This window comes from Paenibacillus sp. FSL H8-0122, from assembly GCF_038005345.1.
GTDB lineage: Bacteria > Bacillota > Bacilli > Paenibacillales > Paenibacillaceae > Paenibacillus_AQ.
Map to the genome: position 1 here is coordinate 3,978,386 of NZ_JBBOTB010000001.1, position 22,491 is coordinate 4,000,876.

Below are 22,491 nucleotides of genomic sequence, written 5' to 3' on the forward strand. Positions count from 1 at the left end.
CCGCCGCCAATTCTCACAGATTCCCCGTAATTTCAATTCCGTCCGCAGTCTTCAGATGATTCCTTGCCCAGCTTATGAACTGGTTCTGGAAATCCTGCAGTTCAGAGTCTGTAACCGGCTGCTGCTCCAGTTCAGACAAGATAGACTCCCACTGGCTCTTCGGAATCGGGTTCTCCCAGCACGGGTCCAGCGATGTCATCTCTTCCCCGGTGAACGGATCGGATAGAGGGAAGACCCTGCTGACCGCAGGCTTAAGATATTCGAAATCGCCTTCATAAATAAACAGCATCTCTCCCGGTGCAATTCCGCCCGCGTCCATGTTCAAATCATACCGGGAAAAGGTGAACCCTATATTCCTCGGCGGACCTGTGTAGCGGTAGAGCAGTACCGGAATTTTGCTTTTGGACCTGCTTGCCATGGCAGCATCACTCCTGCTTTTGTGTTCTTCACGCTCCAGCATAAAACCTTCCTTATGATACTCCAGCCGGTATTCCTCTGTATAGACCAAGACTTCGGCCATCCAGTCCCTACCGTAAGAGATTGCAGCTAGACTTGTCTTTTCATCCAGACTAGAATAGAGGAGCGGGTACAAGTTCCATGAACCACCACCAATCCTCACATGTAAGGGTTATCACAGACTAAGAGAGAAAGAAGGGTGACCAAATGTCAACGAAACGCAAACCTCCCACACTCCAGCAGAAAAAAGAAGAAGTCAACCGCAAAGCCATTCTGTGGATCAGCGCCAGTCTGGTACTGCTGATTGCGCTGATCGCCGTTTTATTTGTCTTTGTCGGGAATTAGTTCAGCCAATGGTATACTTTATGGGGGTTGGTCTGATTACGGGGCGAATCCGAAGGGAAACGTTCCTCCGGTACGACCAGCTCCTCAGGCAGAACCCCTTGACTGATTTGAACCTTCGTGCCCATCGGCACCATGGCGAACAGCTCCTCCACATCCTTCCGGCTCATCCGGATACACCCCAGCGACTCATCCTTGCCGATGCTATCCGGCTCATTCGTCCCGTGAATCGCATAATTACTGTCCGAGAGCTGCATGCCGCGGCTGCCGAACTCCCCGTTATCGCGCCCGTTCGGGTTCACAACCTTATCCTTAATGAAGAACTCCCCTTCAGGGGTCTTATCTCCGCCGAGTCCTACGGCATAATTCCGTAGAATCACATTGCCGCTGGTGACCGCCAGACGGTGGTTTTGCTTATCTACAATAATAGCAAGCGGTTCTTTGAAAAAAAGCTTCTCCCCCGGCCCCGCCGCCGGACCTCCGCCGCCCGTCTGCTCTTGCCCCGGAATACCTGCATCTTGGCCGCCGGACGGCTGCGGTGCTGCTGAGAACAGCGGCGCCTCTCCTCGTGCGGCTCTGCGCAGAGGAGCGAAGGCTTCCTTCATCAGCGGGGTGATGCCGCCCAGCACGTTCGCCGGGAACGGCTTCACTAATTCCTGTACTGCTTCGGGATAAGCCCCCTTGCTGGTCTTGTACGCACGCAGCGCACTCCAGAGCACAGCCAGCTCCTCCTGCTGCTTCTGCCAGTCCAGGCCCTGCTGCTTAAGCTCCGCCGAATCCGGCGGCTGGCATGCGCACGCTGCCGGATTATAGGACTGATAGACTATACGCCCTTCTCCGCTCTTGGCAAGAGTAGCCTCCAGCGGCAGCCCTTTCTTCCACAGCAGCCATTTGCCCGAGCGCTTCATACCGAGCAGCGCGGCGGCGGAAGGCGTCTTCGCCGACTTCAGGATGGCTGCCAGGCCCCCGCCCCCCGCAGCAGCATCCGCCGCTACCGCCGTGAAATCCAGACTTGCCGGTTCTTGCGGACTTACCTGCGCCTCATCGGCTGTCTCCGGCAGCACGGCTGAGATATTCGCGACCGGCGCAGCTGCACCCTTACTGTCCGGCAGAATTCCCGGTGCGACGGCAGCCGGAATAAGCATGAGCAGCAGCAGCATTAAGGCCAGCAGCACCCGGCGCTTCCTGAGCCTCGCAGTCTGCCGTTCCCGGGCCGATTCCAGCAGCCCTTCCTCGTACTGCTGCAGCATATCCGCCGGCACCTTGCTGCGTTCAAAAGCCTCATACACTTCCCCGGCCTGATTATAGCAGTAATTCGCTTTTCCATACTGCCCGTTCTTATAGTATTCCTTACCAAGCAAGTACCATGCCATCTTATTATCCGGATGCATCTGTACATAGGCTTTTAGATGCTGAGCATTCTTCATGTTGGCCTCCACTATTGGTGGTATGGTTATGTATTCGTATGTACCTTCTATTGTATATCGGCATTGGACGCAAAAAAAGACACCTCAAGCCGCATTTATCGCGGTCCGGAGATGTCTTTTATGGAGACGGCAGAAGCTTAGCCCTCTTTGTTGAAAGGCGCATCTGCAATCTTAATGGAATCTGTAGGGCATCCGTCAGCTGAATCCTGCAGGTCATCGAACAAGTCGTCCGGAATCACAACATTCCCGTGGTTGCAGTCGTTCTCATAGATCACTTCTGCCAAACCTTCGTCATCATAATCAAAAATATCAGGGGCCGTCGCGCCACAAGCACCACAAGCGATGCATGTGTCCTTCTCGACCCAAGTGTACTTAGCCATTTTTTCTCTGCCTCCCGCTTAACTATACAGCCTGCAGTCGCAGCCTGTTATTTTTCTCATATTAATATAAATAGGATACAATTTCAATGAATTTTCAATGTGTTGACATTATTGCCTCATTCTCTGCGAGGCTGCGAGCGGCTGATGCCGGGCCTTAATTCAGTCTATATCCTTGTCTGCGCCGCCCAGATTGTCCTTCTGCAGCGAGGTTCCCCGCTCCTTATGGTTACGCAGCCGCGCCGAGTGGCTGTCGCTCAGCATGCCTGCGGTCAGCACCGCATTCTCGCCGAACTTGTTGCGCAGCATATCCATCGCCTTATTAAGCGACTCCTTCTTCGGCTGCCGTTCGTAGTCGAACAGATCCAGCTGAATAGCCGATTCCTCTTTGAGCATCAGCCCCTGGAGCGTTACCCCCAGCAGCCGCACCGGCTTGTCGCCCTTCCAGTGGCGCGCGAACTGGTCGCATGCCACCTTATAAATGTCCTCGGCGCTCTCGGTGGGAGCCTCAAGCTGGCGGGAGCGGGTGATCGTCTTCATATCCGGCGTGCGGATCGTCAGCTGTACCCCCGCTGCAACCAGCCCCTGCTTCCTCAGTCTCCGCGCAACCTGATCGCTCAGGTTCAGCAGAATCGGGCGCGCCTCAGCCAGCCCTACCACATCATGCGGCAGCGTGGTGGTATGGCCGATGGATTTGCTCTGCTCCCGCTCAGGATTCACGATCCCGTGATCAATCCCGTTCCCCGCCCGCTTCAGCCAGGCGCCCATGACGCCGAAATGGCCGACCAGCATCGCCTCATCCGCCGCCGCCAGCTGTCCGATGCTGTAGATGCCCAGCTTGCGCAGCTTCTCGGCCGTCTTGCCGCCAATGCCGAACATCTCATTGCACGGCTTGTCCCACAGCACGGACGGCACATCGCGCAGCCGCAGCACGGAGATGCCGCTGGGCTTTTTCAGATCGGAAGCGATCTTCGCCAGCAGCTTGTTGGGGGCAATTCCGATGGAGCAAGGCAGACCCAGCTCCTCCATAATCCGCCGCTGCAGCGCCTCCGCAATCTCCGGCGGCGTTCCGAATTGGCGGGAGCCGGTGATATCGAGATAGCATTCGTCTATGGAGACGGCTTCGAGCAGCGGAGTATAGCTGTAGGCAATCTGCATGAATGCATTGGAGTACTTGCGGTATAGATGGAAATCCGGCTTAATAAGCATTAAGGAAGGACAAATCCGCAGCGCCTTCTGCACCTGCATGCCCGTGGAGATGCCCAGCCTGCGCGCGGCGTAGGAGCAGGTGACGATAATTCCCCTTCTTGCCTCCACGCTGCCCGCCACCGCTGTCGCCTTGCCTTTATATTGCTCCGGATCTTCCGCCTCATGCACAGAGCAGTAAAAGGCATTCATGTCCACATGCAGAATAACCCTGCCGCTTGCCGGATAATATTGATCCACACTCTGCATGGCATCCACCTTCTTATCTTCGGGGTTCCATTGTTATTGTCAGCATACCTCTACCCCGGCGGGAGGTCAACTTCCCGGAGAGGCGCCTCGTGACAGCGGGGAGAAAAGTTCTTTGTTACTTTCCCGCGTAAAAATGCTATAATATAAAAATTAATTTCCTTTGCGAAGGCTAATAACACTTTTAGGAGGACACTCATGTCTAAGTCTATCTCCATCTTCGATACTACCCTGCGCGACGGAACACAAGGCGAGGGGATCAGTCTGTCGGCGGATGACAAGCTGAAGATTGCCAGGAAACTCGACGATCTGGGTGTCCATTATATCGAAGGCGGCAATCCGGGAAGCAACAACAAGGACATCGAATTTTTCAAAAGAGTCCAGGAGCTTCATCTGAATGCCAAGATTACCGCATTCGGCAGCACCCGGCGCAAAAACACTGTAACCGAGCAGGACGAGGGGCTGCAGCGGATGATTAACGCTGGCGTTCCGGCGGCTACCCTGGTGGGCAAATCGTGGGATTTCCATGTTCACACTGCCCTGCAAACGACCCTGGAAGAAAACCTGGCCATGATCGGCGACTCCATCTCTTATCTGAAGCACAAGGGACTTGAGGTCATCTTCGATGCTGAGCATTTCTTCGACGGCTTCAAGAACAACCCCGAATACGCCGCCGCTGTTCTCACCCGTGCCCGCGAGGCCGGAGCAGACTGGCTGGTGATGTGCGATACGAACGGCGGCACACTGCCGCATGAGATTCATGATATTGTGACAAGCATCGGTGTGCTGCTCCCGGAAGCATCGCTCGGTATTCATACACATAACGATTGTGAGCTTGCGGTTGCCAACACCCTGAGCGCAATCGGCGCCGGTGCCCGGCAGGTTCAGGGGACCATTAACGGCTATGGCGAGCGCTGCGGCAATGCCAATCTGTGTTCCATCATTCCCACACTTCAGCTTAAGATGGGCTATCACTGCATCCCTGGCGATTCCCTGCCGCAGTTAACCAACACGGCCCGGTTCATCAGCGAGGTTGCCAATGTGAATATGCCGGTGAATCAGCCTTATGTCGGCACAGCCGCCTTCGCCCACAAGGGCGGCATTCACGTATCTGCCATTTTGCGTGATTCGCGGACGTACGAGCATATCGCTCCTGAGCTGGTCGGCAATAAGCAGCGTGTGCTGGTCTCCGAGCTTGCCGGACAGAGCAATGTGCTGTCCAAGGCGCAGGAGATGGGCCTCAGCCTTGATCCAAGCAGCGAGCAGGCGCGCAAGGTGATTGACAAGATCAAGAATCTTGAACACCAGGGGTATCAGTTCGAAGGCGCGGATGCTTCGCTTGAATTGCTGCTCCGGGAAGCGACCGGCGAGATGAATGAGCTGTTCACCTTCGAGTCGTTCAAGATGCTGGTTGAGAAGACCGCCGGCCGCCCTGTCGTCTCCGAGGCCTTCGTCAAGCTGAAGGTCGGCGGCGAGAGCCTGTACACCGCCGCCGAAGGCAACGGACCGGTCAACGCGCTGGATAACGCACTGCGCAAGGCGCTTCAGACCTACTTCCCGCAGCTCAAGGATATGCACCTCTCGGACTACAAGGTCCGTGTGCTGGATGAACAGGACCAGACTGCCGCGAAGGTGCGCGTGCTGATTGAATCCAAGGATTATAGCGACACCTGGAACACGGTAGGCGTGTCCAGCAATGTGATCGAAGCGAGCTGGGAGGCCCTGGTCGATTCCATGCGATATGCCCTTCTGGGACAGATCTCACTGGAGCAGGGCATCCAGACCAGCAATGAACCGAGAGGTCTGGTCAATCACTGACCTCCTTGGCTTCGCTCTATGCACTCCAAAAAGCCCTCCGCTGCGGAACTTAATCCGCGCAGGAGGGCTTTTCACTACGCGGCTGATCGCCGGTGCTAAGAGCCAGTCAGCGCAATAATTTTTTTCTCCAATTCCTCTGCGCTCAGGACCCCAAGAATAATCTCGCTGATGACCCCGTTCTTATCAATTAATACATTGGTCGGGAACACCGCCCCGTTATACTTGTCGAAGATCTGGCCCTTCAGATCATACATCACCGGAAAGGTCAGCATGTACTTCTTGACGAAGCGTTCCGCATTGGGCTTGTAATCCTGGCTGGTCACGTTAATTCCGTATACATCCAGCACCTTGCTGTATTTCATAGCCAGCTTATTCAGCTCAGGAGCCTCCTGCCGGCAAGGATCGCACCAGGAGGCCCAGAAGTTAAGAATCACCGGCTTCTCCCTTGCCCCATCGACGCCATACTGCTTATCCCCTTCCTGCACTGTAAAAGGAGGCGCCTTGAGTCCGGCAGATGCACCAGTCTCCGGTTCCGCCGTCTGCTGCAGGACCGCAACCGCCTTAGGCTCCGGTTTTACTTTATGTTCTATGGCAAGAACGGCCAGAAAAACAATCAAGGCCAGAATCGTTACATTCCGTTTATGGACTGCTTTCATAGAGTTCAGATCCTTTACATGGAGGATTTTCCTCTATTGTACCCCCACTTGCTCCAGTTTCAAACGTAATCATAAAAAAAGAGGATTCCGTCAAAGACGAAATCCCATGAAGAGAGAGGGGTAAAGCTGACAGCGGTCCAGGGAAGCCCCCGGCTGTTCAGACCGGACTCATCCGTACAGCAGAGGCTGGGGAAGCTTCTGCTGCCCGGCTGCCGCAGGAGACCTGCGGGCAGCTGCTGGCGCTGCCGCAGCGGGCGGCATGTGTATTGGCCTAAGGCCGATACGCAACGTAGCGCCTGACCCGCCGCCTTCCTGATATAGCTTAATTAGTCCCCGCTTTGCACTGCAATCCGGCCAGTCTTACACAATAACCCTCATGTCCTGCTTAGATAGGCGTACAAGTCGCCTAACGTATCTACCTGATTCTTTTGTAAGATCTGGCGGATGTAAGCTACCCACAGCTTCGCCGTCATCTTGGCATCCTCCAGCGCATGATGGCGGCCCTCAATGGGAATCTCATGAACCGCCAGCAGCTCATCCAGCGTGTAATTGCTGCGGTGCGGCTCCAGCCAGCGGGCCAGCATCATCGTATCCAGCACCCGGTGGGTTAACTGCACCTTGGAGGTCTTCCATAGGGCGGCATTGAGGAACGCCTTGTCATGGGCACTTCCGTGCGCCACCAGCACCCGCTGGCCGACGAAGGACATGAAGTTATGCAGGCCGTCCATCAGCGGCGGAGCAGAGGAGGTCATCTCTGCTGAGATTCCGGTCAGTCTCGTAATATTGTCCGGAATCGTTGCCCCGCAGTTCACCAGTGTATAGAAGCATTCCTCTGCCTTGATCTCTTCCCCGACCACCCGGATCGCCCCGATGGACATAATCTCATCCCCGCCCTGGTGGGAGAAGCCCGTAGTCTCCAGATCGAATATCACCGTCTCCAGTTCAGACAGCGGAGTATGCAGCACCTCGGGACGCCGTTTCTCGCGCATCAGAGAACGGATAAAGGCCATTTGCTGGGCTGTCTGCTGCGCCGATTCTCCGCCTCTCATGGAAGCGATGGCGGAGGGCATTCCGCCTTGCCGCAGATTATTCCAGAATCCTCCGCCCTTGCTCGGCTCCTTCATAGCTGTCTCCTTTCCGCTGACCGGAGCTGCCGCTGCAGCGCCTTATGCAGGCGCCGGATCAGCAGCAGGCTTTCCCGCAGCTCCGCCCGGAGCTGCTTATTCTTCAGATCATTCTCCGCATAATAATCACTGCTCACGAGCAGGCCGTCCGTCACCGTAAACGGCGTGTTCACCCGCATCCTGAGCGCCGTCAGACAAGCGCGCCTGATCTCTTCCAGATGCTGATACTGCTCCAGCTTAGCCAGCTCATCTAGCCGCTTCAGTGTCGAAGTTGCTTCGATTCCGTGCAGCAGCGACAAATGCCTGACAATATTGACAAGCGGAATGTAGAGGCCGTATTTGACATCGAAGCCGCCGGCATTATCACCGAACCGTTCCGTGAGCACCTGCCCCAGCAGATTCAGCGTTGCTTTATGACGCACCGTATTGCGCAGTACCGCCATCGTCAATTTGCTGTTATCTGTGAATCCGGCATGCAGGGCTTCCCTCCACTGCGCAGACAGCGCCTCACTTCCCGCTACATGACGCATATCCGAAGCTATAATCAGGTACCGGACAGGCTCCCATTCGAGCTGCTCCATCCAGTCAGCCAGCTGGCGCTTCCAGTCTGCCAGTGACTTCCGCCAGAGCGGCTCAGAGCACATGACCCTGCCCTCGCATTTCTCATAGCCAATCGCCTCAAGCATATCCGACAGCATGCTGCCAAAAGCTTCGAAATACCTTTTCCGCTCACCCTCCAGCGCTTCCTCTACAATTAAGCCGTTATCCTGATCGCTCCACAGCGTAGCCTCCTGCCGGCCCGCACTGCCGAATACAATAAAGGAATAGGCGCAGGGAGGCAGGCCGTAGCCCGCCTCCTTCATCTGCGCCTCACATATGCGTACCGCCGTCCCGGCAAGCTGGTCATGCATCGCATTGACCCGGTGCATCCATTCCTGAACGGGAATCACACTCAGCTGCTCCAGCAGCACTTGTTGGCATGCGGCACGCCTCGCCTTAAGCTCCTCCGGCGAACCGGCTGTTACGATGGACAAGTAACTTTCTTCTTCGTTCCAATCTGCTGCCTCCATCGAAGCCACTCGGTCCGCCTCCCTGCCTGAGTATAAATATTAGTGTTTGAGGGTTTTGGATTCTGATTCACTAATCAGCTTCATTTGCTCAGGATAACCGTACGTACCATGCTCACTGATATCCAGACCCATCAATTCTTCTTCTTCCGTTACACGGATACCCATAACCATTTTCATTACATACAGGATGACGAAGGACATCACAGCTACGAACACGAAGGTTCCGACTACACCCAGTGCCTGCACGCCGAGCTGATGGAAGCCGCCGCCGTAGAACAGACCTGCTTTACCTACTAGTGCGCCTTGTTCAATCAGATCAGGTGCTGCGAAGAGGCCTGTAGACAACGCCCCCCACATACCGGCGATACCATGTACAGAGAAAGCATAGATCGGATCATCCAATCCTGCACGCTCCAGCCACTGCGAGGTCATGAAGGTGAAGGCACCGGCAATGAGACCGATAATGATGGCTGCCCAAGGCTCTACGAAGGCACAGGCACCGGTGATGGCAACCAGAGCTGCCAGTACGCCGTTAAGCATGGCCGGAATATCGGATTTACCGAAGTACAGCCAGGAAGCTGCCAGTGCTGCCAGACCGCCTGCCGCCGCTGCAATGTTCGTAGTCAGCGCTACGTGTCCGAAGAATCCGCCCATAGGAGACAAGGCGCTGCCTGGGTTGAAGCCGAACCAGCCGAACCAGAGAATGATAACCCCAAGTACAGTGAAGACCTGGTTATGACCCGGAATAATAACCGGCTTGCCTTCTTTGTTGAATTTGCCAAGACGGGGCTTGAGGAGAATGGTCGCCACTACAGCCGCCGTTGCACCTGTAAGATGGACTACTGTAGAACCTGCATAATCCTGCATGCTCAGCTCTGCCAGCCAGCCGCCGCCCCATACCCAGTGAGCGACAACCGGATAAATTACAACCGAGAAGAGAATTCCGAAGATAATATATACGCTAAGCTTAGCACGTTCAGCCATACCGCCGGATACAATCGCCAGGGAGACTGCGGCAAATGCCATTTGGAACAGGAATTTCGTATTTAGTGTAACATCGGAGAAGGCCAGGGATTCGAATGCAGAGGCCGTAGAATCACCGCCGTAGAAGAAGCCTGTAGTTCCGAAGAAGCTGTTGCCGTTACCGAAGCCAAGGCCAAAGCCCAGTGCCCAGAAGCACAAGCTGGCAATCGCCAGTGTCAGTACCGTCTTACCGGCCACGTGACCGGCATTCTTCATCCGGACCGAACCCGCCTCAAGTAATGCAAATCCTGATTGCATGAAGAACACAAGGATAAATGCCAGGAACGTAAATGCAGTGTCGAGTCCAATCTGCAGATCCGGTGCTGCCGGACCCTCAGCCGCGAAGGCGCTGACCGGATAGATCATTAGTGTAATCATACCCAGGAACATCATCAACATCTTTTTTTTCATAGTGTACCCCACTCCCCAATGTTATATTTTCTAACAAAGCGTGAAACTCTTAATGTCATTATAATCAGAAGTCAGGTAAATTGACAAGACTATTTTTTTGAATGCTCTAATTTAATTCTGGAAGTTGTACCATTCTTCACTCAAGGACCACTCCCGAGCATGATTACCGGTAACCCGCCAGGACTAGCGTACTTCCTTACGTACCAATTATGCAAACGCATACAGTCAACAGAGCTTTCCCCTAGGTTGCATACTGTATTTTTATTAATGTCTATTAGTAAACATGCCTTTTATTATCCTTTGATCACACCACTTCGCACTCTCCGCCCACCGCGATCCTGATGATTTACAGATGACCTGGGTACTCAAGTATGTAACACGTTATGTCATGTTTAACATGACTTTTTATCCTCTAAGGAGTATTCTCGCTTCGATTGCCTCCCCAGCATCTTTATGAAAAGTCAGCATATACTTTAAAGTAAGCGTCACGTTTGACTGTACGGTTTCCAATTTGATATGATTATTTTACGCAGGAAATAGCGAGGTGAGATAACTTGGAGATATGACCCTTTACCGGATCGGAGAGCTGGCCAAGGCGGCCGGCATCAGTGAACGTACCATTGATTATTATACGAAGCTTGGACTGATAACACCGGAATCCAGGAGCATGAAGAATTACCGGCTCTACAGTCATGAAACCTTAGTCGTTCTGCAACGTATTAATCAGCTTAAGCAAGAGAAATATACATTGGAAGAAATCAAATCCCTGATGGGCAAGTGGAATGCAGCCACACCTGAGGCTGAGGTCTCCGGCAAGCTGGTCCAGCTTGAGCTTCAGATGCAGCAGCTGGAACGGGAAGTGAAGGCCCTGGAGCCCGTGATAAGCGGTTTGAAGCCGGGCCAGGCCAACCGGGCACTGGCAGCACTGATTCCTCAGGGCGTCGCCTGTATGGAAGCGATCCGGCTTCTGCTGACGCAGGGGCCGCCAATGTAACAGCTTGTAATTTATAATGGAGGAATGAGCACATATGATGCCACTAATGTATGTATTGTTAGCTGTCGCTTTTATCTTTTCTCTATGGGCCCAGTTCAGGGTCAAGGGCAATTTCAAGAAATGGGCCAAGGTGCCGAACATGAACGGCTTGACAGGTTATGAAGCTGCCCGGCGCATGCTGGATGCCAACGGACTCTACGATGTTCCCATTGAACCGGTTCAGGGAACCCTTACAGACCACTACGACCCGATTAACCGCGTTGTGCGGCTGTCGGAGCCTGTATATTATGAAAGCTCCATCGCAGCAGTCTCCGTCGCTTGTCACGAGATCGGCCATGCAATTCAGCACAAGGAGCATTATCCGATGCTGGCGCTCCGCCACCGGATGTTCCCGGTCGTGAACTTCGCCTCCGGGGTCGCTCCCTTCATGCTGCTGGCAGGCTTCATCTTCAGCTCGTTCAACCTTATCGGACTCGGCATTATCTTCTTCTCTGCCGCAGTAGCCTTCCAGCTCGTCACGCTGCCCGTTGAATTCAACGCCAGCAGCCGCGCGCGCCAGATTATGGTACAGCAGGGCTTCATCCGTAATGATGAAGAGCGCGGCGTAGCCAAGGTCCTGAATGCCGCAGCGCTCACCTATGTGGCAGCAGCACTGGTATCCCTGATCGAGCTGATCCGCCTGATCCTGATGTTCCTCGGTAACCGCGATTAAGATCTATATCACTACACAGACAATACCCCGGTAGGCTATGAGCCGACCGGGGTATTGTCTGTGTGTCTGTCTTTGAAATAGGTAAGCAGGAAGTTACGGAAGGACTGGGCGACCAGCGGCAGCTTGCCTTCCGCCCGGTGAATCAGCCCGACGGTTCTGGTAATCGTAGGCTCCACCACCCGGACCTGTGCAGGCTGCATCGGGTTGGTCTGGTAGAGCGCCATCTCCGGCAGCAAGCTTACCCCCATCCCGGCGGCTACCAGACCGCGGATTGTATCGGTCTCCCCGCCTTCAAAAGCAATCTGCGGCTTGAACCCTGCCGCAAGGCAGGCCTGCCACACAATCGGCCGCAACGAGTAGCCTTGGCTGAACAATACGAACTTCTCGTCCCGCAGCTGCTCCAGCCGGATCACTTCCCTGCTTGCAAGCGGATGATTCTGCGGCAGAATAGCGAACAGCTCCTCGGTCATTACGATATCTCCGGCCACATGCCCTACATTCTCCGGGAACGGCGAGATGAATGCCAGATCCACCTCTCCAGAGATAACATCCTTGATTAAAGATGGGTAGGCTCCCTGCTTGAAGCGGAATTTCACATGGGGATAATGACGGCGGAACTCCGCCACAATGGAAGGAATCAGATGGGTCCCGAGGCTGTGCGGGAAGCCGATGCGGATCTCGCCGCGCTCCGGGTCAAGGAATTCATGCACCTCCGCCACCGACCGGTCGAGTTCATTCAGCACCGACTCCACTCTTTTGCAAAAGAGCTGTCCTACAGGCGTAAGCTGCAGATTCCTTCCCTTCTGCATGAACAGATCCACTCCCAGCTCCTGCTCCAGCTGATGAATCTGGCGGCTTACCGCAGATTGTGCGACATGCAGCTCCTCCGCCGCTCTGGTGACATGTTCCTTCTGGGCAACCTTCAGAAAATACTGCAGCTGTCTAAGCTCCACGATTACACCCTTCCTTATCGCCGTTTTCGTTTGAATATACGGATGATTAGCCCATAGATGAAGAATCCGGCGATCAGGCCGCCGATATGAGCGATATAGTTGATATTTTGAGCGGCAAAGGATACGATAATCCCCATCATCAGAAGTCCGTAAAGCGTCTTGCGCGAGCCCTCATCCATCATTGCCCTTTGGAACACTGCAATATAGAGGAATGCGCCATAGACGGCGTAGATCGCCCCCGAGGCCCCTACAGAGACAATTCCAATCTCCACATTCCCGCGGCTGCTTATAAGAACCCACAGCAGATTAGCAATGAAGCCGCCGCCCAGATACAGCAGTGCATAACGCCACCAGCCCATCAGCCGCTCCAGCGGCGGGGCGAACACTAGCAGCGAGAAGCTGTTGAAGAACAAATGGGCGAAGCCGTTGTGAAGGAACATCGCCGTTACGCAACGCCACAGCTCATCCGTTTCAGCACCCACATTGACCGTAGCCCCGTACTCCACAAGTGTATACAGGTTGGTGGAGCCGCCATTCAGGGACAGCACGATGAACATAACCACATTGGCCAGAATCAGCGCACAGGTTACAGGATAATACCGGAGATAGCTTCTCCACTTCTCATACCTTATAAAAATCATAACACCCATCCTTTTATGTATGTTGTCCAGCTCGACATCCAGCTTCTAAAAAGATTATAATTTATTCTGGCAGGTACATGCCAATAATGCAATTCAAGGAGGAAACAAGGACATGACGCAAGAAAGAACAGGCGTAGCCACTTTTAAGGGCAACCCCATTACTCTGGTAGGCCCGCAGCTGAAAGCCGGAGATTCCGCGCCGCAATTCACGGTAAGCAAGAATCTTCTGGAAGATGTTACACTTACAGATTACGCTGGCAAAATCAAGCTGATCAGCGTTGTACCTTCCCTGGATACCGGTGTGTGCGATGCGCAGACCCGCCGCTTCAACAGTGAAGCTGCCGGTCTTGGCGATGATGTGGTCATCCTCACCATCAGCACAGATCTTCCTTTCGCCCAGGCCCGCTGGTGCGGCGCCGCAGGCATCGACAGTGTAATCACCCTGTCCGACCACAAAGAGACTTCCTTCGGACAAGCCTACGGCGTCCTGATCAAGGAATTCCGCCTCGACATGCGCTCCATCTTCGTTGTAGACAAGAACGACACTTTGGCTTATGTCGAGTATCTCGGTGAAATGGCTGAGCACCCGGACTACGAAGCGGCGATTTCCGCAGTTAAAGCTCTGCTCTAGGCTTGAACGGACAGCACTGATATGTTATACAGCATCCAAGCCTATAAATGTACATTTTTGAAAAAAAGCGGCAGAAGGTCATCCTTCTCCGCTTTTTGCGTATGATGATCAATAAGGATATCCGTGCCCGGAACGGGCTGTCCCACTCGCGGAAACCGCATACAATCCCGGCAATACAAGCCCGAATGCTGTCCTTAATCCACCTTATATTTGCCCAGCTTCTTATCCAGAGACTGGTACAAACGCTGAATGACACGGTAATTGGCACCCAGATCGCCAAGCGACCCTCTGGATGCTGAATATATATCTACGGCACAGCGTACGGGCGTGGTGCTTAACACAGATACGGTAATATCCAGCGAGCGGCCTAACGCCGTTCTTTTCTCCAGGGTAATCTCCCCTACAGACTGCACTTCATGCAAGACCTTATAACCAGGAATTTTCTTCAGCGTTGCGGATACTTCATCCCACGCCTTGTCTCTTGAAAGATTGTAATAACGCGTTTTCAATGCCGGATCTTTGGCACGGTCGCTTGTTCCGTCATGACTGCGAAATAAACCGACCAAGGTTCTTTTCAACGACAAAATTCTTCCCCCTCTTCAAATCCCAAGTTCACTACCCTAAGTGTAACACTCTTGTCCGCGGAACAAAAGGGCATTGCTCACTTTAACCTTGAAAAAGGCACCCTCTACCCGCTGGTGAGCAGGTAACAGGATGCCTTGTCAATTCCATTAGAAAACCCGCCTATGCCGTCCGGCTGCAGTGTCTTCTGAACCTGCTAGAGCAGGTGGGTGACCGCAGAAGTCGTTTTTGAATTCCCCAGGTCATATAGACAGGGCTGTTCAGCCGCGCTTCATGTAGATCTCCCAAGACATTATCATTGGTTCAAAACAACGAGCAACCATAACGTACATCGCAGGATTTATAATCATTATATTGCGTTTTGACGAAAAAGTAAACCTGTATGCGCTTTATTTAACGCCGGGATCATTTTCCGTTGACATTACTGCCCGGATGATCGCAGGAATGTTAAGTCCGCTTAAAATCCTTACCGGTGTCCTTATCTCTGTCGTCTTCATCCTCGTCTTCGTCCTCATCGTCATCATCATCGGTTGGCAGACCTTCATTCTCAGCTGCTTCCAGCGCGGCCTGTTCTTCAGCCAGCTTCTTCTTCTCCACCTGTAGTTGCAGCTTATTGTATGTAGCGAAGAAATTAAAGAAGGCGAGCATAGCAATCAGCGTAGGAATACACAGCACATAGAGCACCGGATAACGCAGACCTATATAGAGAAGAACGCCTGAACCAATCAACGTCGAGAACACACGGATCGGCCGGGCGATCGTGAGCAGAATCGAATTGGTTACCACTTCCTTGAACGTCATCTGGTAGTGAACCACGATGGAAAAGAAGTTAAACATCGATACGAACAAAATAATCATCAGCACCAGCATCAGGATACCAACGATCTTGAAATTCGGCATTTGCGTCATGTATACGGTCACATCAACGTACATCACGACAAACAGCAGGGTGTAGATAAGCCCTCCCAGCATGCTTTTCAGATAATTCTCTTTGTATCCCTGAAAAAAAGTGCGGAATGTACTTACATCGGTATTGCCCATTACCCATTTGCGTACCACTGTAAATAATGCCGACGTAGCCGGAAATACAGTGAATGGCGCGAATACGCCAAGTACCCAGTTCAGCATAATCTGCTCATTCGGTCCGCCTGCTCCTGAACCCAGCATGAGGATCTTCATAATTCCTGCGAACAGGAACGGTATCGAACACAATGCCCATAAAATATTGCTGAAGGCGATGCGTGAGATCCATTCCGTGATGCGGTATATACCGCCCATTGCTCCTTTAAACTCCAATTCCCTTCCTCCTGTCTATCTTGTGCATACTGCGTATCTTAACTATACCTGTTTGTACAGGACTTTTCCAGCGCCCAAGTTTACAAGTTCTAGGTAAGTGTCTAAGCAAGCTCTGCAATACGTCCATATATTACATTGTAACCACAACAAATCCCCCATTTTCAAAGGAGGTTGACCTCATGTCTGCACCTGGCTGCTGCAATCCCTGGACTTCCACCGGAACAATTCTCGTGCTCTTCATCCTGCTGGTCATCATCAGCCGTACCTTCATCTAAGTGAATCCACAGTAAAAAAGAAGACGGGAACCGGTAACGGTTGCTCGTCTTCTTCAAGGTGTTCCGTTATAGCTTAAGCGTCAAAATCCTGCTTGGCCGGGCGGGTGCTTGTGCTGCTCGGACGCGAGGACGGTCTTCCGTCTGTGTTACGGCTCGCTCCATCACGGTTGCCTTTGTAGCCGCCGCCGTAGCTGCTGCCGCTTCCGCTGTTGCCGCCATAGCCGCTGCTGTAGCCGCCACGGGTGCTTCCGCCGCTGCTGGCGTTGTCACGATTTCCGCGATAGCCGCCGCCGCTTGCATTGTCCCGGTTGCCGCGATAGCCGCCACCGGAGCTAGAACCGGAACCGGAACGGTTGCCGCCATAGCCGCCGTTAGGCTTACGACCGCTGCGGATATCGTTCTTGCCGCCGCGGCGCTTGGCACGGATCGGATCTTCAGGAGTCAGCTCAATTTGCGCATCCTTGTTATCGCCGGTCAGAAGCTTCATAGCTGCGGACAGCAGCTGAACAGAATCATATTGCTCCAGCAATTGAATGGCAATTCCTTTGTATTCGTTCAGTTCGCCAACCTCAACCATTGCCAGCAGACGTTCTGCTGTAATGCGTTGTTTGCCTTCAATAGCCTCAGCCATTGTTGGAAGCGGTTTGCGGGTAATGCGGTGACGGGTCACGCGCTCGATCAGGTGCAGGTGATCCATTTCGCGCGGAGTCACGAAGGACCATGCAGTACCTTCTTTACCGGCGCGGCCTGTACGGCCGATACGGTGTACATAGCTCTCCGGGTCCTGCGGAAGGTCAAAGTTGATTACGTGCGTTACGCCGGATACGTCCAGACCGCGTGCAGCAACGTCTGTAGCTACCAGTACATCAATGCTGCCGTCGCGGAATTTGCGCATTACAGCATCGCGCTGGTTCTGCGACAAGTCGCCATGCAGGCCGTCAGCGGAATATCCGCGCTTCTGCAAGCCTTCTGCAAGCTCGTCTACCCGGCGCTTCGTGCGGCCGAATACAATGGCCAGATCTGGCGATTCCATGTCAATCAAGCGGCTAAGCGCTTCGAATTTCTGGCGTTCAGGCACTTCAACATAAGCCTGGTCGATCAGCGGTGCGCTAATCTGTTTAGGAATTACGGATACATGCTGCGGGTTCTTCAGGAACTGCTGGGCAAGGCGTTGAATGTTAGGAGGCATAGTAGCCGAGAAGAGCATGGTCTGACGTTCTTCAGGAACGAGCTTGAGGATGGTCTGGATATCCTCCATGAAGCCCATATCTAGCATTTCATCGGCTTCATCCAGTACGATCGTCTGAACATCATCCAGGCGGATGGTCTTGCGGTTGATATGGTCCAGGAGGCGTCCTGGTGTACCAATAATAATCTGTGGTTTTCTCTTCAGTCCGCGGATCTGACGGCCGATATCCTGCCCGCCGTAGATTGCCAGTGAACGAAGTCCTTTGAAGCGGGTCAGCTTACCGATTTCTTCAGCGACCTGGATGGCCAGCTCACGTGTTGGCGTCATTACCAGTGCCAGAATCTTCTCTTCTTCTCTTGCGATCTTGGAGATGAGGGGAATCCCGAAGGCTGCGGTCTTACCTGTACCCGTCTGTGCCTGTCCGATAAGATCCGATCCGGCCATAGCAAGCGGGATAGCCTGCTCCTGGATTGGTGTTGCTTCCTCAAATCCTAGCTCTGTGATTGCTTGAAGTACTTTTGGCTCCAAGCCGAATTCTGCGAATGTTTTCAAATTATTCATGCTCCTTCTATACAGTGGACATTCCACATGCTTGTCTGTATTCTTAAGTAGCGGTAAACACATTTATAGGCTGTCCAATCATGCCGTATTTTCTGCATGGTTTAGCGCGTATTGGGACAAACAACTGTCCTATGATCAGGCCACTACATACACCTGACAATTGTAGCTTCGCATTCTAAGCAATGCAAAAATACCATTGTAACGTCCTACTCAAGAATATCCTATACATTATATCACAAACCCAATCAGGAATACCAGTGTATTCCTTACTTTCATTACTTACATGACACTCACACTACACTCAGAGGTGAATTTGCTTGGTTAAACTAAGATTATTCGGGAGCTTTCTTGCCGTTCTCTTCGGTTCAGCGATGATCGCAAGCGGCTTTAATCTGTTCCTGATCCCCCACAGACTGCTCAGCGGAGGCGTATCCGGCCTCGCCATGCTGGCCGGTTATTTCACTCCTTTTAACATCAGCTTACTCTATTTACTATTCAATATCCCGCTGCTTGCTGCCGGTTGGTTCCAGCTCGGCCGGAGATTTATCATTCTGAGCATTGTCTCTGTAGGGGCAACAACCTGGATGATGACAGTGGTACCAGTCTTTCAGGTATCGTCGGATATGCTGCTTGCCTCTGTGTTCGGAGGGGTGCTCGTAGGTGTCGGGGCTGGTGTGTCCTTCCGGGTAGGCGGCTCCTCGGGCGGCTTCGATATTCTGGGCTCCATTATAACACGGTACCGGGATTTCCCGGTAGGCAGTGTGCTGGTCGGCCTCAATGGTCTCGTCATTCTTGCTGCGGCTTATTTTGACGACAACTGGAATCTGGCGCTTGCCTCGATGGTCTCCATTTACGTCACCGGCAAGGTGGTCGACCTGATTCATATCAGCCACATCAAAGTTACCGTGTACATCATCACCAACCGGACTGACGAGCTGCTGCAGCAATTGCTGGGCCTTCAGCGCGGCGTTACAAAATTTAAGACAGAAGGTGCTTATTCTCATGTAGAACGGGACATGCTAATGACAGTGACCACACGGTATGAGCTTGCAGAACTGAAACGTATTATTAAAACAAGCGACCCGCAGGCTTTTGTAAATATTGTTGAGACTGTCGGTGTAATGGGCTCTTTCCGCAAACGGTAATTCATAAGAAAATGCTTATCCGTTCAAATTATGTTATATTATATTATGTTATATTATAGCTACGCAGGACCTTAACAATTTCATGAAGATTGTGATTTACCCTCTTTTTTCCAGGCACTTCGTTTTTCCGGGTGGACCCTGAATTCTGATTCAGTTCGATTCGAAAAAGGAAAGGGTGATTTTTGTGGAAATGGAAACGGTAAAACTGTCAGCAATCGTCATGAGGTGGTATCCGGATATGATACCGTTCCTGAAGCAGGACGAACTCAATTCTGTAATCGTACTGCGTGACGGTCTGAGTATTCTGGAACCGGCAGATGCCATGGATATCATCCATTACAGCATTTGCGAGCATCAGAATTCTGCGTATCTTCATTAAGCAAGCTGCCCTAAAGAGCAAGTTGTAATAGTTGCCGTCCTGGTCATTGGCCTTCGTGCCAGTCCGGGGCGGCATTTACTTTTATAATCAGCGGTTCAAAATCTGTACATCCCGTTTATAAACAACAAGAGCGGAAATATGACCTCAAAAAATTACGGGTATTGTTACAAGTCTGTTCTTTTTGGGTGCATCCGTTACCTTATACTTTATAAGGAATGTACATAAAGGGAGCGAATAAGAAATGAATATCACCTGGGCTTTACTGATGATGGCCCTGGGAGGCGTAGGTGTCCCGAATCAAGGACATGAAGCCGATGTGGCAGCAGTACTGCAGAGCGCCATGAATCCCCCCATCGTCGCAGAACACACCACTAATCCGGACGCAGCAGCATCACCGAACGGGGGCGGTACTGCCTCTCCTTCACCTTCACCAAGCGCATCGCCGGAGACAGCACTTCTTGCCGATCCGCAGCCGGATGCTCCCAAGGTTAAAGGGATATACGTGACTGCCTACAGCGCCGGGGGTGCACGGATGGAGACCCTGCTTGCCCTGCTGGACAAGACTGAGCTCAACTCCATGGTTATCGATATTAAGGATGATGCCGGATACATCACCTACAAGACGGACAATGCTGAGCTTCAGCAAATGGGACATCCACAGCCGTTCATAGGTGATATCAACAAGCTGATGACCCGCCTGAAGGAGCATGATGTCTACCCGATTGCGCGGATCGTAGTATTCAAGGATTCTGTGCTCGCCAAAAAGAACAAGGAATTATCCTTCGTGAACAAAGACGGCTCGGTATGGGCCAACAAAGGCGGAGACAGCTTCGTCAATCCTTATAATGAAAATGTATGGAAGTATAACGTAGATATTGCCAAGGAGGCCGTTAAGCTCGGGTTCAAGGAAATCCAGTTTGACTATGTGCGCTTCCCTGAAGGCTTCGAGAAGCGTGCGGACACTCTGAAATACACGAAGAGCGACAGACCGCGCGTGGAAATTATCGCTGACTTTGTTAAGTATGCCAAAGCTGAGCTGGCACCGCTGGGAGTTCGGATCTCTGTGGATATCTTCGGCTATGCCGCCTCGGTACCTGCTGCAGAAGGTATCGGCCAGGATTTCGTGAAGATCTCCAAGAATGTCGATGTCATCAGCCCGATGGTCTATCCGAGCCATTATTCCACCGGCTGGTTCGATGTGAAGGACCCGGACAAAGACCCTTATGCTACCATTAAGGGCTCAATGGTCGATACACACAAGAAGCTGAATCCGCTAGGCAGCTTCAAACCGGTAATCCGCCCATGGATTCAGGATTTCACCGCCAGCTGGCTGGGCAGCGGGCATTATGTCAAATACGGCAAGAAGCAGGTTGAAGATCAGATCCGCGCCTTGAAGGATCAGAATATTGACGAATTCCTGCTCTGGAATGCCAACAACCGCTATACGGCCGATGTGAAGTACGACCAATAAGCTTTCTGCAATTATCCAGATGTATCCATAGCCGCATGATATTAGAGAGCCCGGCAGCTGCCGGGCTTTTTACTGGGAATATTTTCACTGGGAATATAAGTATTTAAAATAAAGATAACGGGGCATTGATGATTATGAAACAGACAACTTCCATTAAACAAAAGGCCGGGCAATTCCTGCATATATTGCTTCCGATTCTGATTACTCAGATTGCATTGTCGGCCATTACCTTCTTCGACACCAATATGTCCGGCAAATTCGGCACGAATGATCTGGCCGGCGTAGCCATCGGCACAAGCCTGTGGATTCCGATCCAGACAGGCCTTAGCGGTATTCTTATGGGGATTACACCCATTGTGTCTCATCTCCTCGGCAGCAAGCGGGGTAAGGATGTGGCTAACCAGGTGATGCAGGGCATTTGGCTCTCCCTGATCGTATCCGTGCTCGTGCTGATTCTTGGCAGCCTCGCGCTCACACCGATCCTGAATTTCATGAATCTGGAGCCTGCGGTACGGGATATTGCCTTCCGCTTCCTCGGTGCCATCTCCTTCGGCATTATCCCGCTGTTCGGCTATACCGTTGTCCGCAGCTGTATTGATGCCCTGGGTCAGACCCGTGTCTCCATGTTCATCACCCTGATTGCCCTGCCGGTCAATGTGGGACTTAACTATCTGCTGATCTTCGGCAACTTCGGCTTCCCCCGCCTTGGCGGAGTAGGCGCAGGCGTAGCCTCTGCGATCACGTATTGGGTCATTTTTCTGATTGCCCTAATCTTTGTCTACCGGGCTGAGCCTTTCCGCGATCTGCAGATTTTCCGTAAATTTCACGCGGTGTCCCTGGTAAGTCTCAAGGAGCTGCTGAAGATTGGTGTGCCTATCGGCTTTTCGATCTTCTTCGAGACGGCGGTATTCTCGGCTGTAACCCTGCTGATGAGCCGCTTCGATACCATTACAATCGCTGCCCATCAGGCCGCCATTAACTTCGCCTCCACCCTCTATATGATTCCGCTGAGCATCTGCATGAGTCTGACAATTCTCGTCGGCTTCGAGAGCGGCTCCGGCCGGCTGAAGGATGCGCGCCAGTATGGCATTATGGGCATTGGTACGGCGGCTGTCCTCTCCCTGCTCACAGCGCTGGTGCTGCTCTTCGCCGGGAATCATGTCGCCGGACTGTATTCGGATGACCATGAGGTGATCTCGCTGATCCAGCATTTCCTGATCTACGCGATCTTCTTCCAAATCTCCGATGCCATCGCAACCCCGACTCAAGGTGTACTGCGGGGATATAAGGATGTTAATCCTGCGTTCGTCATCTGCTTCATTGCTTATTGGGTGATCGGCCTGCCCGTCGGATACCTGCTTGCTACTTATACTGAGCTTGGGGCTTACGGCTACTGGATCGGACTCATTACCGGCCTTGGAATCGGCGCAATTCTGCTGCTGGCCCGGCTCGTCAGGGTGCAGCGCAGATTCGCCCCCGGAAAGGTATAATTGACAACAGCCACAG

Annotated in this window: 23 protein-coding genes and 1 other RNA gene; 10 read left to right on the forward strand and 14 right to left on the reverse strand. The window is 52.7% G+C overall.

Annotation, left to right across the window (positions count from 1 at the left end; genetic code table 11):
* Positions 1-13: 13 nt before the first annotated feature.
* Positions 14-520, reverse strand: coding sequence for a hypothetical protein (locus tag NSS64_RS17290; protein ID WP_341140938.1), 507 nt, complete (start codon positions 518-520; stop codon positions 14-16).
* Between the two features lie 143 nt (positions 521-663).
* Between NSS64_RS17290 and NSS64_RS17295 the strand changes: the two genes are divergently transcribed.
* Complete coding sequence (locus tag NSS64_RS17295) at positions 664-801, forward strand: hypothetical protein (protein WP_200869536.1); 138 nt, start codon at positions 664-666, stop codon at positions 799-801.
* On the opposite strand, the gene NSS64_RS17300 is transcribed toward NSS64_RS17295, so the two are convergent.
* The 3 genes from NSS64_RS17300 to NSS64_RS17310 form a co-directional block, all read right to left on the reverse strand.
* A complete protein-coding gene (locus NSS64_RS17300) occupies positions 798-2,225 on the reverse strand; it encodes a L,D-transpeptidase family protein (protein WP_340992233.1) in 1,428 nt (475 codons plus the stop codon). The genes NSS64_RS17295 and NSS64_RS17300 overlap by 4 nt on opposite strands.
* Positions 2,226-2,362: 137 nt before the next feature.
* A complete protein-coding gene (locus NSS64_RS17305) occupies positions 2,363-2,605 on the reverse strand; it encodes a ferredoxin (protein ID WP_340992232.1) in 243 nt (80 codons plus the stop codon).
* A gap of 159 nt (positions 2,606-2,764) precedes the next feature.
* Positions 2,765-4,057, reverse strand: coding sequence for a DNA polymerase IV (locus NSS64_RS17310; protein WP_341140939.1), 1,293 nt, complete (start codon positions 4,055-4,057; stop codon positions 2,765-2,767).
* A 195-nt stretch (positions 4,058-4,252) separates the two neighbouring features.
* Here NSS64_RS17310 and cimA point away from each other — a divergent pair, with 195 nt between their 5' ends.
* A complete protein-coding gene (cimA, locus tag NSS64_RS17315) occupies positions 4,253-5,872 on the forward strand; it encodes a citramalate synthase (RefSeq protein ID WP_341140940.1) in 1,620 nt (539 codons plus the stop codon).
* Positions 5,873-5,967: 95 nt separating this feature from the next.
* Here the strand turns inward: cimA and NSS64_RS17320 are convergent, their stop codons facing one another.
* The 4 genes from NSS64_RS17320 to NSS64_RS17335 all read right to left on the reverse strand — a co-directional run bounded on the left by NSS64_RS17320 (position 5,968) and on the right by NSS64_RS17335 (position 10,156).
* Complete coding sequence (locus NSS64_RS17320; protein ID WP_341140941.1) at positions 5,968-6,528, reverse strand: TlpA family protein disulfide reductase; 561 nt, start codon at positions 6,526-6,528, stop codon at positions 5,968-5,970.
* Between the two features lie 374 nt (positions 6,529-6,902).
* Positions 6,903-7,652 carry an exonuclease domain-containing protein gene (locus tag NSS64_RS17325; protein ID WP_036725197.1) on the reverse strand — a complete coding sequence of 250 codons (750 nt, stop codon included), beginning with the start codon at positions 7,650-7,652 and terminating at the stop codon, positions 6,903-6,905.
* Complete coding sequence (locus NSS64_RS17330; protein ID WP_341142832.1) at positions 7,649-8,722, reverse strand: DUF294 nucleotidyltransferase-like domain-containing protein; 1,074 nt, start codon at positions 8,720-8,722, stop codon at positions 7,649-7,651. The genes NSS64_RS17325 and NSS64_RS17330 overlap by 4 nt, the downstream gene beginning before the upstream one ends.
* A gap of 39 nt (positions 8,723-8,761) precedes the next feature.
* Positions 8,762-10,156, reverse strand: a complete 1,395-nt coding sequence (locus NSS64_RS17335) for an ammonium transporter (RefSeq protein ID WP_036725199.1) — start codon at positions 10,154-10,156, stop codon at positions 8,762-8,764.
* Between the two features lie 562 nt (positions 10,157-10,718).
* Between NSS64_RS17335 and NSS64_RS17340 the strand changes: the two genes are divergently transcribed.
* Together NSS64_RS17340 and NSS64_RS17345 are read left to right on the forward strand one after the other, a co-directional pair.
* Positions 10,719-11,150, forward strand: a complete 432-nt coding sequence (locus tag NSS64_RS17340; protein WP_036725200.1) for a MerR family transcriptional regulator — start codon at positions 10,719-10,721, stop codon at positions 11,148-11,150.
* A 34-nt stretch (positions 11,151-11,184) separates the two neighbouring features.
* Positions 11,185-11,862, forward strand: a complete 678-nt coding sequence (locus tag NSS64_RS17345; RefSeq protein ID WP_445321996.1) for a zinc metallopeptidase — start codon at positions 11,185-11,187, stop codon at positions 11,860-11,862.
* Between the two features lie 35 nt (positions 11,863-11,897).
* Here NSS64_RS17345 and NSS64_RS17350 read toward each other — a convergent pair whose 3' ends face one another.
* Positions 11,898-12,815 (reverse strand): LysR family transcriptional regulator, encoded by a 918-nt coding sequence (locus NSS64_RS17350; RefSeq protein WP_340941920.1) that lies wholly within the window; start codon positions 12,813-12,815, stop codon positions 11,898-11,900.
* A gap of 14 nt (positions 12,816-12,829) precedes the next feature.
* Entirely contained in the window at positions 12,830-13,456 is a 627-nt protein-coding gene (locus NSS64_RS17355; RefSeq protein WP_341140942.1) for a rhomboid family intramembrane serine protease, read from the reverse strand.
* Between the two features lie 112 nt (positions 13,457-13,568).
* On the opposite strand from NSS64_RS17355, the gene tpx reads away from it, so the two are divergent.
* A complete protein-coding gene (tpx, locus tag NSS64_RS17360; RefSeq protein ID WP_036725207.1) occupies positions 13,569-14,087 on the forward strand; it encodes a thiol peroxidase in 519 nt (172 codons plus the stop codon).
* Between the two features lie 194 nt (positions 14,088-14,281).
* On the opposite strand, the gene NSS64_RS17365 is transcribed toward tpx, so the two are convergent.
* The 3 genes from NSS64_RS17365 to NSS64_RS17375 form a co-directional block, all read right to left on the reverse strand.
* Positions 14,282-14,671 (reverse strand): DUF1499 domain-containing protein, encoded by a 390-nt coding sequence (locus tag NSS64_RS17365; protein ID WP_036725209.1) that lies wholly within the window; start codon positions 14,669-14,671, stop codon positions 14,282-14,284.
* A gap of 149 nt (positions 14,672-14,820) precedes the next feature.
* Positions 14,821-15,012, reverse strand: a non-coding RNA gene (gene ssrS, locus NSS64_RS17370) — 6S RNA.
* Between the two features lie 104 nt (positions 15,013-15,116).
* Positions 15,117-15,965 (reverse strand): YesL family protein, encoded by an 849-nt coding sequence (locus NSS64_RS17375; protein ID WP_340941922.1) that lies wholly within the window; start codon positions 15,963-15,965, stop codon positions 15,117-15,119.
* A 179-nt stretch (positions 15,966-16,144) separates the two neighbouring features.
* On the opposite strand from NSS64_RS17375, the gene NSS64_RS17380 reads away from it, so the two are divergent.
* Complete coding sequence (locus tag NSS64_RS17380; RefSeq protein WP_036702210.1) at positions 16,145-16,240, forward strand: hypothetical protein; 96 nt, start codon at positions 16,145-16,147, stop codon at positions 16,238-16,240.
* Between the two features lie 73 nt (positions 16,241-16,313).
* Here NSS64_RS17380 and NSS64_RS17385 read toward each other — a convergent pair whose 3' ends face one another.
* Positions 16,314-17,981: a DEAD/DEAH box helicase gene (locus NSS64_RS17385; RefSeq protein WP_036725212.1), complete on the reverse strand. Its 1,668-nt coding sequence runs from the start codon at positions 17,979-17,981 to the stop codon at positions 16,314-16,316.
* Between the two features lie 326 nt (positions 17,982-18,307).
* On the opposite strand from NSS64_RS17385, the gene NSS64_RS17390 reads away from it, so the two are divergent.
* From NSS64_RS17390 to NSS64_RS17405, 4 genes are all read left to right on the forward strand, one after another.
* A complete protein-coding gene (locus tag NSS64_RS17390) occupies positions 18,308-19,135 on the forward strand; it encodes a YitT family protein (RefSeq protein ID WP_340941923.1) in 828 nt (275 codons plus the stop codon).
* Positions 19,136-19,325: 190 nt separating this feature from the next.
* Complete coding sequence (locus tag NSS64_RS17395; protein ID WP_171718441.1) at positions 19,326-19,514, forward strand: hypothetical protein; 189 nt, start codon at positions 19,326-19,328, stop codon at positions 19,512-19,514.
* Between the two features lie 241 nt (positions 19,515-19,755).
* Entirely contained in the window at positions 19,756-20,985 is a 1,230-nt protein-coding gene (locus tag NSS64_RS17400; protein WP_340992227.1) for a putative glycoside hydrolase, read from the forward strand.
* 134 nt (positions 20,986-21,119) lie between these two features.
* Positions 21,120-22,475 carry an MATE family efflux transporter gene (locus NSS64_RS17405; protein ID WP_341140943.1) on the forward strand — a complete coding sequence of 452 codons (1,356 nt, stop codon included), beginning with the start codon at positions 21,120-21,122 and terminating at the stop codon, positions 22,473-22,475.
* Positions 22,476-22,491: the final 16 nt, after the last annotated feature.